This is a genomic window from Lewinellaceae bacterium, assembly GCA_020636135.1.
Lineage (GTDB): Bacteria > Bacteroidota > Bacteroidia > Chitinophagales > Saprospiraceae > JAGQXC01.
Map to the genome: position 1 here is coordinate 513,969 of JACJYK010000002.1, position 16,425 is coordinate 530,393.

Annotated in this window: 14 protein-coding genes; 4 read left to right on the forward strand and 10 right to left on the reverse strand. The window is 48.3% G+C overall.

Features of this window, described 5'->3' with window-relative positions; translation table 11 throughout:
* Positions 1-209 precede the first annotated feature (209 nt).
* The 8 genes from H6570_17225 to H6570_17260 all read right to left on the reverse strand — a co-directional run bounded on the left by H6570_17225 (position 210) and on the right by H6570_17260 (position 8,929).
* Positions 210-617, reverse strand: a complete 408-nt coding sequence (locus tag H6570_17225; protein MCB9321029.1) for a nuclear transport factor 2 family protein — start codon at positions 615-617, stop codon at positions 210-212.
* A gap of 296 nt (positions 618-913) precedes the next feature.
* Positions 914-1,546, reverse strand: a complete 633-nt coding sequence (locus H6570_17230) for a hypothetical protein (GenBank protein ID MCB9321030.1) — start codon at positions 1,544-1,546, stop codon at positions 914-916.
* Between the two features lie 8 nt (positions 1,547-1,554).
* The gene (locus tag H6570_17235) at positions 1,555-2,649 is read right to left on the reverse strand and encodes a hypothetical protein (GenBank protein MCB9321031.1); all 1,095 of its coding nucleotides are present in this window, start codon (positions 2,647-2,649) and stop codon (positions 1,555-1,557) included.
* Between the two features lie 216 nt (positions 2,650-2,865).
* Positions 2,866-4,251, reverse strand: coding sequence for a PQQ-binding-like beta-propeller repeat protein (locus H6570_17240; GenBank protein MCB9321032.1), 1,386 nt, complete (start codon positions 4,249-4,251; stop codon positions 2,866-2,868).
* A gap of 199 nt (positions 4,252-4,450) precedes the next feature.
* Complete coding sequence (locus H6570_17245) at positions 4,451-5,341, reverse strand: alpha/beta hydrolase (protein ID MCB9321033.1); 891 nt, start codon at positions 5,339-5,341, stop codon at positions 4,451-4,453.
* Between the two features lie 719 nt (positions 5,342-6,060).
* Positions 6,061-6,762: an amidotransferase gene (locus H6570_17250; GenBank protein ID MCB9321034.1), complete on the reverse strand. Its 702-nt coding sequence runs from the start codon at positions 6,760-6,762 to the stop codon at positions 6,061-6,063.
* Positions 6,759-8,156, reverse strand: a complete 1,398-nt coding sequence (locus tag H6570_17255; GenBank protein ID MCB9321035.1) for an aldehyde dehydrogenase family protein — start codon at positions 8,154-8,156, stop codon at positions 6,759-6,761. Before H6570_17255 ends, H6570_17250 begins: the two co-directional genes overlap by 4 nt.
* Entirely contained in the window at positions 8,156-8,929 is a 774-nt protein-coding gene (locus H6570_17260; protein MCB9321036.1) for a glucose 1-dehydrogenase, read from the reverse strand. The genes H6570_17255 and H6570_17260 overlap by 1 nt, the downstream gene beginning before the upstream one ends.
* 242 nt (positions 8,930-9,171) lie before the next feature.
* Here H6570_17260 and H6570_17265 point away from each other — a divergent pair, with 242 nt between their 5' ends.
* The 4 genes from H6570_17265 to H6570_17280 all read left to right on the forward strand — a co-directional run bounded on the left by H6570_17265 (position 9,172) and on the right by H6570_17280 (position 13,397).
* The gene (locus tag H6570_17265) at positions 9,172-9,492 is read left to right on the forward strand and encodes a hypothetical protein (protein MCB9321037.1); all 321 of its coding nucleotides are present in this window, start codon (positions 9,172-9,174) and stop codon (positions 9,490-9,492) included.
* 74 nt (positions 9,493-9,566) lie between these two features.
* The gene (locus tag H6570_17270; GenBank protein MCB9321038.1) at positions 9,567-11,984 is read left to right on the forward strand and encodes a TonB-dependent receptor; all 2,418 of its coding nucleotides are present in this window, start codon (positions 9,567-9,569) and stop codon (positions 11,982-11,984) included.
* A 106-nt stretch (positions 11,985-12,090) separates the two neighbouring features.
* Positions 12,091-12,414 carry a transposase gene (locus H6570_17275; GenBank protein MCB9321039.1) on the forward strand — a complete coding sequence of 108 codons (324 nt, stop codon included), beginning with the start codon at positions 12,091-12,093 and terminating at the stop codon, positions 12,412-12,414.
* Positions 12,414-13,397 carry a DDE-type integrase/transposase/recombinase gene (locus H6570_17280; GenBank protein MCB9321040.1) on the forward strand — a complete coding sequence of 328 codons (984 nt, stop codon included), beginning with the start codon at positions 12,414-12,416 and terminating at the stop codon, positions 13,395-13,397. Before H6570_17275 ends, H6570_17280 begins: the two co-directional genes overlap by 1 nt.
* A gap of 263 nt (positions 13,398-13,660) precedes the next feature.
* Here H6570_17280 and H6570_17285 read toward each other — a convergent pair whose 3' ends face one another.
* Complete coding sequence (locus H6570_17285) at positions 13,661-15,037, reverse strand: glutamine synthetase (GenBank protein MCB9321041.1); 1,377 nt, start codon at positions 15,035-15,037, stop codon at positions 13,661-13,663.
* On the reverse strand, positions 15,027-16,364 hold the full coding sequence (gene eat / locus H6570_17290; protein MCB9321042.1) for an ethanolamine permease: 1,338 nt from the start codon (positions 16,362-16,364) through the stop codon (positions 15,027-15,029). The genes H6570_17285 and eat overlap by 11 nt, the downstream gene beginning before the upstream one ends.
* Positions 16,365-16,425: the final 61 nt, after the last annotated feature.

Sequence of the window (16,425 nt, forward strand, 5' to 3'; positions counted from 1 at the left end):
AATGGCAGTTTTCTTGCTCTTTCAGCCCTTTTTAGAAACCCTGATGAATAAATTGGGATAAACATTAACCGCCATCTTGCATCAGACCTGGATGCCGGGAATTAAAATAATTAAGCATCACAGGACTAGAGCAATCCTGCAGAAATGTAGCCGTCATATTGCAAGCCTGGTTATTGTTTTTTAATCATGTACCCGGCGGCGAATTAAAATCATTTTTCAGCGTCTGCCAACTTCTTGGTATCCACATATTGCTGAAAGGCGATTACTTTTCCTTGATTATCGAGCGTCCAAAGATGTGCGACTTGAGCATTGTATGACTTCCCGGTAGCCTTCACTTTTGCATCGTATCGCAAAGTAGCCAGGATCATGTTGTCATTCATGCCATGAATTTGAATATCCTTTAATGCAAAGTATTCGTGGTTAGCCCCAAGACGGGCAAATACACCTTGTAATACTGCATCTGGCCCTATATATGGATTGCCATCTGCGAGGGAATTGCTTTCTGCTTCGTTCCATTCGATTTCTGGGTCCATAGCTCCTAATACAGCTGGTATATCCCCATTGGCGAAGGCATTGTAGAGGGAGTCAATAATTTTAATGTTTTGTTCAGTTGTCATGATTGGTGTTTTGGTAAGTTATTAAAATCTAAATATAGTCTTATTTGGTGCCTGGATGAGCTTATTTTCAAATAAAGTTGCATTAACTGGGATCTCGTCCAAATGAAATTCATTGAATCAAGTGTATGTATACGCACCGCTGTTATACCGTTTCCTGCTACCTGATAATGTTCATGGATTTCTATTGTGATTTTCTTTTCTTGCTGGCTGTATGTCAGGTGAAGTCAATGGTGATGTGTTTATCCATCAACCTTGAATTACTGAAAGTAAAGCAGTATTAGAATATTTACCGGGATTCAACGATTGAATAACAGGAAAATACCCTGGAACAGTATAAAGGCAGTAACTCCAATTACGATGCTTTGGACGATATTTAACCGGTGAACCACCCGCACGGAGAGGGGAAAAAAGATCAGGAACAACAGGGTGTACAGCGTATATGAAATCCAGAGGAGGGTCCGGTAGATGGTCGGTTCATTCATGGCTACCTCATGCTGACTGGCATTGATGACACCGGTTGCACTGAGAAAGCTCATTGGCAGATCGTGGATCAGGCTTCCCCACATGGCCAGGCTGATGCTCAAAGCTAATACTGAAAGGGTCTGCTCGAATGTGCCGGTTCCCCGCAGAAACCTGGCTGTGATCTGGATGAAAGAAACCGCAACGACCCATCCCATTAAAATGCTGGGAGCCAGTAAGTAACGATTGATCGCATAATAATATTCTTTGGGAATATTCAGCCATGGGGTAAACACGGAAGGTGCTCCATGCGCTGCCGTCAGAAAAATGTAGACGAGCAGGTAGCCTAAAATTGGCAGTGTAATGTAAATAAAGCCACGCTGGAAATAAAGATCATTTCTCAGCAAAGCTTCCATGGATTGTTTAGGATGTAGAAGGGTCATCCAATAGTTTGGTTTTGAATTTTCCATGATCTGCATTACAGGATTTGGTTGCCGATATCATAATGTATGCCGGTTATTTCAAGCTCAAGCCAGGTCCATAATTCGTGGTCTATTCGCCAGCTGACAGACATTTTGACCGGCACCCTGATTCCATTCATGGTTTTGGACTCCAGGACATCAATAATCCATTCGAGGGGCTCTGCATTATCGTCTACATCTTTATAGCGCATGGCAGTGAATCGTTTGAATTCACCCTGGTCGGAAAAAGTAAAAGTTCCGGATCCGGTCATTCCCTGGTAAGACATGGTTGCCTGTGCTGTATGATCATCCACGGACGTCCAGGAAATACAGGGACCCCTGACAGCCCACGGAAACCACACGATTTCAGCCAGGTAGCGCTGCATGGAAGCCTGGTTGAGTTTTGGGATATTGCTGACCGAAACAATGGGTATGACTGAGCCTGCCTTAATCAGCATATCGCCCTGGCCTTTGGAAAATTGATCTCGCCCCGATAAGGAAATGATAGGATTTAATGCTATTTCTACCGCCCAGTGGAAAGCCGGAGGATCCAGCGTAAAATATTGGTCTGCGTTTCCCTGATACCACCCAGACTGACCCGGTTTTGATTTCATCCGCACTTGTTGGGTTAGATAAACCGTCTGGACCGGTTGCCGGTCTTCAATACCAGTGTATTTCAGCCATTTCTTTACCGGGTCTGGTAACTCATCTGGTATTTGCGGTGCGGATAACCTTTCTTGCACTGCAAGTAATTGCGATCTTTCTTTTTGAATCTTTAAAGCCAATTGGTGGTGAGCATAGCCGGTGATGGAGGCTATGAGGAGGATGACATTGGCCACGGTCCCGAACTTCGCATCCTGCCAGTACTGGATGATCAGGACCTGAGATACCAGCACCGCGCCCGTACCAGGTAGCCACCAGTAGTCCGGCGCGACCCACCGTAGGATTACAGCAGCGATAAACAATAAACCGGCAAGCAGCCACCAAATACCTGATATCCTGGATATGGGAAGTGTAAGCGCAGGAAATGATCCCAGCTCAAATGCTTTAAAAAATCCCATCAGGTGAATCAATCCATGGATAGTTATCAGGATGGAAAGTAAAGTTTTCATGGTCATCTGATCCGGGAGCAAATTTAGCTTGCGTGGGATGGTGAAATGCTACTATGGGTAAGTCCAACCTGTGATCTAAGTCATTGCTTTACAGGGATGTAATTCTGATTTTAATTCGATAATCAAATCATATTTAAATACTTGGATGGCTAATATCCCTTTTGTTATCAGAGATTAGGCTTTCTTTTTGAATACGATGGAATTAGTGGCTCTACCCTAATTAGAAATATTAATGATTTTATAAGCCTGCCGGAGGGTCGTTGACGTTAAAATCAAATAATAGAATCCGGAAGGGATGTCATCGGTGTTCCACACATATTCCTGGCCCGGATTTATGGATATTTTCTTTAGGATCACCCCTGACCCGGATACCAGGTTTATTTCACAAGCGTGCTCAGTGCCGGCATCCAGCTTCAGATTAATAGATTGATTAAAAGGATTGGGATAATAGCTGAATGCAGGAGTTTGTCTGAGAGGTAATATGGCGGTAAGTTCGCTTTTAAAGATCATAACCCCCGGATAGGTAGGGACGAATAACTGATTATCTGCAATAATGGGTTGCCTTAAAAAAATACGTGAGGTGTCTTCAAAGCGCAGTGTCCCGTCATAAATGTCAAATCCCTTGAGAACCGATGGAGCTCCACCGCTCACATAGACAATGCCATTGGCCCCAGCCGGATTGGAGAAGTCCCGGGAATTTGACTGGTATTCCCACAATTTTTCTCCATTGTTGGTATTAATAGCTAACAGCACTCCAACGTTTTCCTGCTTATTCAATGCCGTGAATATTAATACACTGTCCGCAAGTATGGCATTACCACCTGGAAAAAACAGGGATTGTATCCCCTCCGGTAAGGAGTAACACCAGTTTTTGTAGGCATCAAAATAATAGGAACATACAGTCGTATCATTGCAAGCGAAAATTCCTGATGGGTTGACTAATATCTGCGTGCAGGATGCATTTTGATTACGGGCCCAATTGGTCTCTCCGCTTGTTGCATCACCGGATATTATTTGTTCACTATTACCATAAAAAAGGTCACCGCCAAATAGCGTGGGAGTGCTGAAATTTCCGGTTGTACTCCAGATCGTGGTACCGTCGTATGCATTAAGGCAAAACAGGCTGTCGGTGATAATATACACTTTACCTTCTCCATCAGGGATGGGACTGTGATTGTAAAGTTCTCCTATTTCACGGGACCACCTTATTTCACCGGTGAAGCGATCCAGTGCATACAAGGCATCACCAAGTTGTCCGCCGGTATAGATCAGGTCTTCAAATATTGCCGGAACGAATCCGGCTGATCCGCCACCTTCGGGCAGGGTGAAGTGCCAGAGCTCCTGGTCCGTATCCAATGCATAAGCGTGTAGTCTGATAGAATCACCCTCGCTCATGTAGAAGAGTACGTCTTCCGCTACGATCATGGAGCTGGGAATTGCGTTCAGATCGATTAATTTATCTATTTGCAAGGGTGGTAATAAAATTTCTTCGTCCGTCAAATAGCCTGTCCGCTGAGGGTTCTGATTGATCATTGGCCAATCCTGAGCGAATAAAATGCCGTTAATCACCATCAATACGATACACATCAAATGCTTTTTCATGACTCGTGGTTTTAATTGAATGAACACGATCCAATAAAACCTTCGATAACCGCGGGTGAAGTTTTGTAATGCAGGCCGGAATTGTCATTAACCAAAAAGAGCAAATAAATACAATGATAATAATCATGGTTGATCCTGATAATAGCCTAACGGAGATGCATAAAACAGGGCTGCTATTTATCGGGCTAATCAGGGCTTGTTATTTCGCCGCATCCATGTGCCTGCTGATCAATCCGGCGAATTCGGCCCAAAGTGGTTGCGGAAAACCATGCCCCATGCCGGGATAAATGTGCAACCGGGCTCCCGGGATTGCTGCAGCGGTGGCACGTCCCCCGCTGACATCGATCATCTTATCATCGGCTCCATGAATGACCAGGGTGGGTATCCGGAGCTGACGCAATTTGCTGGTGCGATCACCGGATTTTAAAACGGCAGTCGTTTGGCGCAGTATTGCCACCGGATCTCGATCCCGGTCCCATGCCAACCCGGCATTTTCGGCAGCGGCTTTCTCATCGATGGGATAACCGGGTGATCCAACTGCCCGCAGGGAACGAATCCGCCATGCGATGTATGCCTCACGGTCATGGTAGGGTGGGCTGCCCAATCCGCTGAATACGGCAAGATCCGTTTGTCCTACATCCGGAGCACCAGTCGTGGACATGATGGAGGTGAGGCTCCGGATGCGTTCAGGGTATTCAATGGCGATGGTCTGCGCGATCATTCCGCCCATGGATGCTCCGACCAGGTGTATGCGATCCAATCCGAGCGCATCGGCAAGTCCTATGGTGTCAGCAGCCATATCGGAGAGGGTGTACGAGACCGTAGAATAATCACCGGTGAGGACAGCCGGAAAATCGGGAACCGGAGCCCCGTGCATATGGGTGGACAGTCCGGCATCACGATTATCGAAGCGGATGACGTAAAAACCGGCATCAGCCAGGAGTTCGCATAAACCCACCGGCCAGTTGATCATCTGTGCACCGGCGCCCATGATAAGCAAGACAGCCGGATTTACCGGATCGCCAAATCGTTCAAAGGCGATTTCGAGCTGATCAGGTCCTGCAATTTGAAGTTTTTCGGTTTGTATCATAACTGTGAAATTTGAATAATGGACGACCATAATCAGGGTGCATTATTTGGCGGGAGCTGTAAAGGAGCTTTAAATCACTGCGATTGTACTTTGCAATAAATGCCTCCGATTGCAAACTGCTGCAAATAGGTAAAAAATAGAATGAGTTACCAGGCGCGTCGTCATGGGTTATTAACCGCGACAAATAGGATCTGTCCCTGATCGATATTTTATAAAATAAAGTACCGGAAAGCCCTGTTGTTATCCAGTCAATTTTATCGATCGTGTTGGTGTCAGGTACGATTTTGAGGGCCTTTTGAGCTATAGATTTTTTTGAATCAGAAATCATCGTTTGCGGCAAATATTTTGGAGCGATGCAGCCAAAAGTATTGACGGTAATTGATTATTTCCTTCATTTATTACTATATTTTTTTCGTTGCAATACCGCTTGCCATCGCTGCGTTATACTCATGACAGGAAATACTTTCCGAATGTCTATTCCGCCTAAAAAATGCCTGCAAATCACTTATCTGGAAATTATTGGATTCCATTTTTTGTTACCACATTTTCCTGTTAATCTGTTGAGGCTATAGTTGATTTAATTCCCTGGCGTTCGTTTAAACGATCTGCTCATCTGGTCTTATCAGATGCTAAATCCGGCTTGCCATTGTTGCAGTTGAACAGCTAAATTAGAATTGGTTTTGCGTGGTACGCCTTCTGTGAATGAAGTGCAAGAAGACTTAATCCTTCTCCGGGGTGAAGGTCAGAAAAGCCATGATCACTTCCCTCAGCCAGGTACGATCCGGCTCCAGGCTGAAACTCTCCAGGGCTAGACTGATGCGTTCATGGCCTATCCGCTCGGAACGGTGGGTGAAGACAGCCTGATCGTAGGCTTTGGAGAATTCGGGATGCCCCTGGACACAGAAAAATTGATTACCGATCTGATACATTCCTACCGGACAATATTCATTCCCGGCAAGCACATCAGCACCCTCCGGTATAAGCTGTACCTGGTCCTGGCATAACATCAGCATGTGGAAGGAAGCTTTTTTATGCGGAATCCAGGGGGCATGTTGCAGCATGTGAAAGGTGTGCACTCCGATGAGATAACCTGCTTTGGCTTTTGCCACCCGACCACCCAGCGCCTCGGCGATAAGCTGATGTCCAAAACAGACGCCAATGCATTTTTTGCCAGAGGATTGAATACCCCGCACAAAAACTTTCAGGTCCTGGATCCAGGGAATATCGTCGTAAACGGAATATTTGGAACCGGTTATTACAAAGACATCGTAATCTCTGATGTCCGGAAAGTGGCCGTCACAAACATACCAGGAATCCATATTCAGATCGGGCAGTAATCGAGCAAACATCATCGGGTAATCCCCATGTTCCGGCACCAAATCCGGAAGAACATGATCACAAACCAGTAGGGCGGTTTTCATGATGTACGGATTTTGAGGTGGTAAGACTTGGGCCGTGTCAGATGTTCATATCCCAGTGGTGATAATGTGCATCCATAACCGGAGTCTTTGATCCCGGTCCAGGCCAGTTCAGGATCCAGGTAATCACACCGATTCATAAACCAGGTACCGGTAGCGATGCGTTCGCCGATGGAAAGGGCACGATCATGATCACGAGTCCAGATGGAGGCGGTGAGGCCGTAAGGGCTGTCGTTCATCAGCCGGATGGCTTCTTCTTCATTCTGGACCGGCATAATACCAATCACCGGGGCAAAACTCTCTTCGCGCATAATGTCCATGCTATGGCTGACACTGGTAAATACCTGAGGCGCAAGGTAAGGTAACGGCAGGGCAGGGAAGTCACCCGGAAGTATGTGGGGCCGGGCTCCCATGCGGATTGCTGCTTCCATCTGGTCCAATGCTCGCCGGGCATTGCTGATGCGTACCATCGGACCCAGGGTAGTGGCAGGATCAAGCGGGTCACCCAGGTGATATTTTTTTGTCAGGGCTACAAAATCATGCACAAAGTCAGCATAAACCTCCTGCTGGACATAGATGCGCTCGATGGCACAGCAGGATTGGCCGGAATTAAAAAATACGCCGTCGACCACATTTTCTACCGTATAATCCCATTCCGCGTCGGCACAGATGTAGGCAGGGTCTTTTCCGCCCAGTTCAAGCCCGGCCGTGATAAACCGCTTTCCGGCGGCAGCCTGGATGGCGTATCCTCCTGCTACCGATCCGGTGAAGGCCACATGGTCTATGGTTGGGTCGGCAATTATTTCCGCAACCTGGTCGTGAGTCAGGTGCAGGTATTGAAAAACGCCTGCAGGAAGTCCTGCTGCCTGAAAGGCTTCAAGATACCGCTCGGCGCACAGAGCTGTTTGCTCGGCGTGTTTCAGGATAACGGTATTGCCGGCCAGCAAGGCAGGGATGATGACGTTAACAGAGGTGAGGTAGGGGTAATTCCAGGGCGCCAGAACGAGTACCGTACCCAGAGCTTCCCGCCGGATGAATCGTTGAAATCCGTCTTTCTCCCGTGCCGGTACATCCAGCAGGGCTGATGGAGCCATCGCAATCATAGTCCGGGCGCGTTCCTGCATGCCTCCCCTTATTTCATTGGGTGTATAGCGGATGGGACGCCCCATCATCCTGGTCAGCTCCTCACCCCAGGCATCGGCATGTTCAACGAAGTAATCGATGGCGCGTATGCAAATGGCCATGCGTTCCGGCAAGGGAGTCTGACGCCAGGATTGGCGTGCTTGCTGTGCTCCATGCAAAGCCTGCCGGATCTCCGGAGCTGTAGCGTAATGCCGCTCGGCAAAGAGCATACCGTCACCGGGACTGATGATGTGAAATCCTTCTGCTCCAGCCATTATTCTGGAGTTACATAGGCGGCGGTGATGCCCCCATCGATCAATAATTCGGCGCCGGTCATGAAGGAGGAATCATCGGATGCCAGGAATAGGGCTGCTTTGGCGATTTCTTCGGCTTCACCGAATCGGCCCATTGGGATGTGAACCAACCTCCGCTGTTTCTTGGCTTCAGTGTTCAGGAATTTCATCAGTAATTCCGTGCGTAACGGACCTGGGCAAAGGGCGTTGACCCTGATGTTTTCTCGGGCATGGATAACCGCCAGCTCCCGGGTCATGGAAAGCACGGCACCTTTGCTCGTGGTGTAGGCCAGCTGAGCCGTGGCGGCACCCAGCTTAGCCACAAAAGAGGCGACATTGATGATGGATCCTCCGCCGGCGCGCCTCAGAGCAGGGATGCCATATTTGCAACCGAGCCATACGCCTTTCACATTGATGTTCATGGTGCGGTCCCAGGTCGAGACCGAAGTGGTTTCTGCGGTGTCGTCCTGGCTATCCATGATACCGGCATTGTTGAAGAGGATATCCAGTTTTCCAAATATTTCTTCGGCGGCCGCAATCATATTTTCACAGTCCTGAGGCTGGGAGACATCAGCCTTTACAAATGCAGCCTGTCCTCCTTGTTGCCGGATGACATCCACCAGTGCTTCCCCGCCGGGGGTATCGATATCGGCGATCATTACCTGCGCTCCTTCCTCAGCAAACAGGAGAGATGCGGCTTTTCCGATTCCACTGCTGCCTCCGGTGATCAGGGCTACTTTATTTTGCAATCTCATGATTTCAGTTGGCTTTGTTGGTTCTGGCTTAGTTACAAATTTAACAGATGGAACAGAAGTGGTAGATTAATTTTTTGCATCAAGGTATCAAGGTGTCGAGGTATCAGAGTGTCAGCTTCTGGATTTGTTAAAATCTGAAAACTGGAATCAAATAATCTGAAATCAATCCCGAAGCACCTGTTTTTGATATAGCCGGAGGCACAATTGAACAATTTTCCTGATTAATCTATTAGATTTGAAGTATGGCTCAGTTGATGCGAAAGATCGGTTCGCTTTTTTTGCTGTTGGTGTTCCTGTATCCGACAGTGGCTGAAGCCGTTCACACCCTTGAGCATCTTGATGATAAGCATTGTGTCGAACACAATGTGATACACGTTGAGAGCATCGAACACCACTGTTTCATATGTGATTTCGTACCGGCTCCGGTTATGAAACCCACAACCTGTGAACTGGTCGTGGTTGTGAATCATTTCACCCCGCGGGTGGTTGCTACCAATTACCACTATTTTGCTGAGACCGACTACCTGCCTGCTGATTTAAGAGGTCCACCTGTTGTTTGCTGACATTTCCGGTACTGGTTTACCAGTAAAAATGAACACAAAGCAACATCAGTAACATCTCTTAAAATCAAACGATCATGAAGCATTTAGTGCTTTACCTTTTTACAAGTATTTATTCTGTTTTGTCATTGGGAGGGACCGATGCGGTAACCTTGCAGGGAAAAGTCACCGATAAAAAAACGGGTGAGCCACTGCCAGGCGTTGAGATCTATTTTCCGGACCTGAAAAAAGGAACCACGACCGACATCGACGGCACCTATGTCATTGATAATTTGCCGGCGACAAAAGCCCTGGTTCAGGTCAGTTATATCGGCTATAAGTTAATCGCGGAGACCATTGACCTGGCTGCCACAACGACAAAAGACTTCATGCTGGAAGAAGCAGTCATGGAGTTGAATGAAGTGGTGGTGACCGGGCTGTCGAAATCCGCTGAGAAAAGACGTACTCCTACTCCGATCACGACCATTTCGCCGGCTGAACTCAAACAGTTGAATGCCTCGAATATCATTGATGCCATTGCTTCCCGTCCCGGTATCGACCAGGTGACGACCGGACCGGGTATTTCCAAACCGGTGATCCGGGGATTGGGGTACAACCGGGTTGTGGTGGTCAATGACGGGATCCGGCAGGAAGGTCAGCAATGGGGCGATGAGCACGGTATAGAAATTGACGAATACGGTGTTAACCGGGTAGAGATCCTGAAAGGGCCGGCAAGTCTGGCCTTCGGATCGGATGCCATGGCCGGTGTGATCAATTTTTTACCAGCACCGACGCTACCGAAGGGAAAGATCTCGGGTAATTTAATAGCTAATTACCAGACCAACGCCGGGCTGATCGGAGGGTCCGCTAACCTGGCTGGCAACCTGAACGATTACATCTGGGATGTGCGTTACAGTGCGAAGGAAGCGCATGCATATCAGAATGCTTACGATGGTTATGTGTTCAATTCCGGATTCAAGGAAAACAATCTCAGCGGTATACTCGGGACGATCAAATCCTGGGGTTATTCCAACATTCATTTCAGTCTGTACGATATGACACCGGGCATCGTGGAAGGGGAGCGGGACAGCGCTACCGGCCTGTTCATCAAACCGGTTGCAATCGGGGGAGAGGAGGGAGACGCTATTGTGACGGACGCAGACTTTAAGCAGTATGCCCCACAAGTGCCGTATCAGAAGATTCATCACTATAAAGCAGTTTCCAGCAGCAGTTTCGTGATGGGCAATGGTAGCCTGAAAACCATCCTGGGGTGGCAACAAAACCGCCGGCAGGAATATGGAGAGATCCTGACACCGGATCAGTACGGATTGTATTTTTTGCTGAACACGATTAATTACGATGTCCGCTATAATTTGCCCGAGCTGAATAAATGGAATATTTCGGTAGGCGCCAACGGGATGTATCAGAATTCACAGAATAAGGGCACCGAATTTCTAATTCCGGATTACCACTTGTTTGATTTCGGGATGTTTGCCCTGGCCAGAAAGACATTTGATAAATTGGACGTAGGCGGTGGATTGCGTTTCGATACCCGCAGTGAGATGGCCGATGCGTTATATCTGGACGCTTTTGGAGAACGCACCGATCACCCGGATGGAAATTCTTTTTTGCAATTTTCAGCCATTGATGCGCAATTCCAGGGTTTTTCCGGTAGCGTGGGCGCTACCTACCAAATGAACGACCAGGTATTTTCCAAGCTTAATTTATCGAAAGGATTCCGGGCGCCCAATATTGCAGAAATATCAGCAAACGGAGTTCATGAAGGAACGGTGAACTACATCATTGGTGACCCTGCGCTTAAGGCAGAAAGCAGTTGGCAGTGGGACTATGCGCTGGGCGTTAATTCGCACTACATCACCGCGGAGCTGGATTTATTTTACAACCACATCAATAATTACATTTACCTCGAAAAACTGAATAGTACGATCGGTGGCGACAGTCTGATCGACGGCTATACCACCTATAAATACACCTCTGGGGATGCACATCTTTACGGAGGCGAGCTGAGCATTGACGTGCATCCGGCACCGGTCGACTGGCTGCATTTTGAAAATGGATTTTCATGGGTTCGTGCCGTACAAGCCGACCAGCCGGACTCGACCCGTTATTTACCGTTTACTCCGGCGCCGAAACTGACATCCGAATTAAAAGCGAACGTCAAAAAACTAGGAAATAACCTGGTAAACGGATTTTTCATGATCGGCGTGGATAACTATTTTAAGCAGGACCACTTTTACTCTGCTTATGGCACCGAAACGGCTACACCCGGATATACCTTGCTTAATGTCGGGATGGGCGCTGATTTTGTTTCCAATAACCGGACATTATTTTCCCTGTTTATCAATGCCAGTAATATCACGGATGTGGCTTACCAGAATCACCTGAGCCGCCTGAAGTATGAAGCGGTCAATAATGTGACAGGCCGGATGGGCGTGTACAATATGGGCCGGAATGTCAGCCTGAAATTGATGGTTCCGATCCAGGTGAAGGGGTGAAAGGTAAAAGGTAAAAGGTAAAAGGTGAAAGGTAATAGGTACCCTCTGACCCCCTAAATAGATGGAGAAAATGCGCTTAATTTTATAACCATAAAAAAGAGTGCAAATGACTCGTCACAGAAGGAGCTTCACGGTAGCTCAGAAATTAGAAATCATACAATTTAGCAAGCGACATGGGGTAACACGAGCACGCCGGGAATATGAATTGTCGGATAGTGTGTTACGTCGGTGGATTGACCGTTATGAAAAGGATGGCTCCATCGGACTGGAGAATCGATCACCAGTGGTAAAGACCGATTTAGAAGTTGAGAATGAGCAGTTGAAACGAGAGTTAAAAGCGTATAAAGAGATGCTGGCGGAAAAAGAGCTGGCCTTGCGGATCAAAGAAGAGCTGCTAAAAAAAAGCCAAATACGCTTGAAGAACGATTGATGGTCGCAGAAATGTTCATAGCAGAGGGGCATCCGGTGCGTCTAGTATTGAAGTACACCGGTGTTGCATCGAGTACTTACTACGGCAGGAAAGCACGTAGAAATACGAACGGTAAACGTGGATGTCGGGCATCGGAACACACGATGACCTATTCGGGACAATGGGTCTGGAATGAACAGGTCGTAGAAGACATCAAATGGATCCTGGATCAAGAGTTTGTGGATTATGGATACCGAAAAGTCACGCGATGGCTGCAACAGTCCAGGCATTACATGATCAACGAAAAGAAGGTATACCGTTTGATGAAGGAGCATCAATTGGTCAACAAGAAGAAAAGGCAAGCAAGGCCCAGGGACAGGGAATGGGTCAAGGATCTGTTACCACCATGCCGTATCAGTCTGGAGTATCTGGAAATAGATATCAAATATGGCTATGTCCACGGGCAGCGTCGCAATGGATTAACGGTTACCGTGATCGATGTAGAATCCCGTTGGGTGCTGGGTCATTATATGGCCTGGTCGATTCAGAAGAGAGATATTATTAAACTGTTTGAACAGATCTTTTCGCTGTATTCACTTCCGAAGAAAATCTATGTTCGCAACGATAATGGATCCCAATTTATAGCCGCAGAAGTGCGTCAGTATTTTGCCAACCAGCAGGTCAGTCAAGAATTTATCAAACCAGCTACGCCAGAACAGAATGCTCATATTGAATCGTACCACAGCATCGTAGAAAAACTGATCTGGCAGTCTTATGATTTTGAAGACCTCGGACAGGCTTCACAAACGTATGATCGATTTATCCAGTTTTACAATTATGAGCGTATCCATTCTGGTATTGGATACACTTCACCGTACCGGTATTTGACGAAAAAGAAGATTGACTTACCGGAAAAAAACTTATTGTTGCGTACCGCTTTGTGTTGCCGAAACTTGTCCTGTGATGTAGTAGGACACCGAACGCTAAGAAGCACATTTGATTGACAATGCCCACTTAAGGTTCCGTTCGGTGGGTTTGGCAATCAAAGGTGCTGATCAAGAATCATTGCTGCCAACTAGTAAATGTCCAAACGTGGACCAACATAAAATTTTAATAAGTGTATCGTCTCCCATTTATAGGGGGTTAACCCAGGTATGGGGTATTAGGTAATGGGGTATGAGGTATGGGGTGTGAGGTATGAGATATTTTATAAAGTGTAGTGGTTTGGTATTTAATATATTACGTCTAACCTCTTTTATCTGGCACATTAAATTCTTTCAAAGTAGCGCTGGCGTTCCCAGTCGGTGACGGCGCGCCGGAAGGCTTCCAGTTCGGTTTGGTAAAAATGGGCATAATGGCTTACTACTTCATTGCCGAAGGCTTCGCGGGCAAAGGAACTTGTTTTGAATTGCTCCAGTGCGGTTTCTAAATTGCCGGGGACGGCAGGAAGGTCTTTTGCGGCATAGACATCTCCGGTAAAGCAATCCGGTGGAGCTATTTTGTCACGGATACCGCGCAGTCCGCTGGCCAGAGAGGCAGCAAATGCCAGGTAAGGGTTGCAGTCGGCGCCAGGTATCCGGCATTCGATGCGCAAGCCCGGACCTTGTCCCACCACCCGGAATCCGGCGGTGCGGTTATCGTGGCTCCAGGCCAGACGCGTAGGGGCCCAGGAAGCATCGACATACCGCTTGTACGAATTGATAGTAGGGGCGTAAAAGACCATCACTTCCGGCGCATAGTGGATCCAGCCTCCCAGGAACCAGCCAAATAATTCCGAAGCTTCTACCGGTCCGTATTTTTTCTTCCCGACGAAAGCATTGTGGCCATTCTGCCACAGACTGATGTGAATGTGACAGCTGGAACCGGCCCGGTCCTGGTGGTATTTCGCCATGAAGGTCACCGAGAGACCCATCTGGTCGGCCAGTTCCTTCAGACATTGTTTGTAAACGATGTGACGGTCAGCCATCTCCAGAATTTCGGCATAGCGGACATTGAGTTCGTGCTGTCCCAGCCCCCATTCACCCTTGGAGTTTTCCACCGGAACACCTGAGTTTTTCAAATGGCGACGGGCAGCCCCGGTGAATGCCTCGGTCCGGGAGCCCTGCATGATGTGGTAATCTTCCAGGTAATATCCGGCAGGTTTAAGATCCTGGAAATGGGTTTCAGCGGCACTCCGGTAATCGTCTTCAAAGAGGTAGTATTCCAGTTCGGAGGCAGCCATCACCGTAAATCCGGCGCTGGCGGCATGCTCGATCTGCCGGGTAAGTATGGAGCGAGGCGCTTCCTCAACCTGGTGATGTGACTTATCTGAAACGACCTGGCACAACACCAGGGCAGTGCGCTCCAGCCAGTCCGCTTGACGCATCGTCTTCAGGTCAGGAACCAGATGGAAGTCACCGTAACCCAGGGCCCAGTTGGCAAAGGCATAACCAGGGACGGGCTCCATCTCCATATCGGTGGTCAATAGATAATCGCACGCATGGGTGCCGTCGGTGAGGGCATGATCCACGAAGAATTCTGCGTCGAAACGCTTACCCATCAGGCGTCCGTAATGATCGGTGAATGCCACGATCACCGTCTCCACATCTCCCAGGGATACCATTTCTTTCAGTGCTTCAACGGTCAGCATTCCTTTAATTTTCATGATTCGCTTCTTTGTACCTGAAGGTAAACCAAATGTAGGCGACCAGCAAGATCCCTGCATAAATGAGCGCCAGCCAATGGTTGTAAATGGTTACCGATATCAGAGCAACCAGGCTGATCACCAGAGCTATAACCGGTGAAGCCGGATAAAAAGGTACCCGGAATGGGCGGACCAGGTCCGGTTGCTTCTGCCGTAACCGGATCATGGAGATCATCGAGAGGACATAAAGTGTCAGGGCGCCAAAGCAGGCAATGGTGATGATTTCGGCAGTCTTTCCGGTGAGGAGAGCGATGATTCCGATGGCGGTATTGATCAGTAAGGCATTGGCCGGAGTCTTGAACCGGGGATGGATCTTTCCAAAAACAGCCGGGGCAAAGCCCATCCGGCCAAATTCATAGGTAGCCCTGCCGGCGGCCAGGATGATGCCATGGAAGGAAGCCACCAGGCCGGAGATGCCTATGAAACTGATGATCCGATAGACCCAGTGTCCGTGTCCCATCAGATGACTGAGGGCAAGTGGAAGCGGAGAGTCCGAAACCTGGCCGGTAGAAGTATCGTAAACAACCGTTTCCCATCCGTTCACGCCGATTGAAAGGGCAAAGGTGACAATGCACAGGACCACTAGGGTCAGCAATGCCGATCCAAATCCTACCAGGATGTTTCGTTGTGGGTTGATTGTTTCTTCCGCGACATTGGCAACTCCTTCGATCGCCAGGAAAAACCAGATGGCAAAAGGTATGGCGGCAAAGACGCCGGTCCAGCCGTGTGGCAGGGCGTTGATTTTAAGATGATCCCATGAAAAGGAAGGTCCGGTGGCAAAGAAGAACAGGATAAGTCCCAACACGGCCAGGATGGTGATAAAGAGCTCAAAGGTTGCGGCGGCCTGGATGCCGTAGACATTTAGGGCGGTGAACACCAGGTATGCAATGATCGCTATGGTTAGTATTGACACCGAAGGCAGAAACAGATGCAGGTAAGCACCAATGGCGAAAGCGATGGCGGGAGGTGCAAAGATGAACTCGATGTTTTGTGCCATGCCGGCAAAAAAAGCGCCTTGTTTGCCCAGGGCCTGGTAGGCATAGTCGAAGGCTCCTCCGGCTTTGGGGATGGCACAGGCCATCTCCGTATAGCTGAAGGTGAAAGTCAGATACATGATGATCACGAAAGCGGTGGCGATGGCCAGCCCTAAGGTGCCGCCCTGTTCCAGTCCCAGGTTCCAGCCGAAATACATGCCTGAGATAACATAGCCGACGCCCAGCCCCCACAGCATGACGGGGCCCAGTTTACGTTCGAGATGAGGCGTGGTGGTTGGTGATTGCGATTCCATACCAGTAAACTAAGGAATCTGCTGGAAAATCCGGGTAATCCCCGTGTTACCAATCCATCAA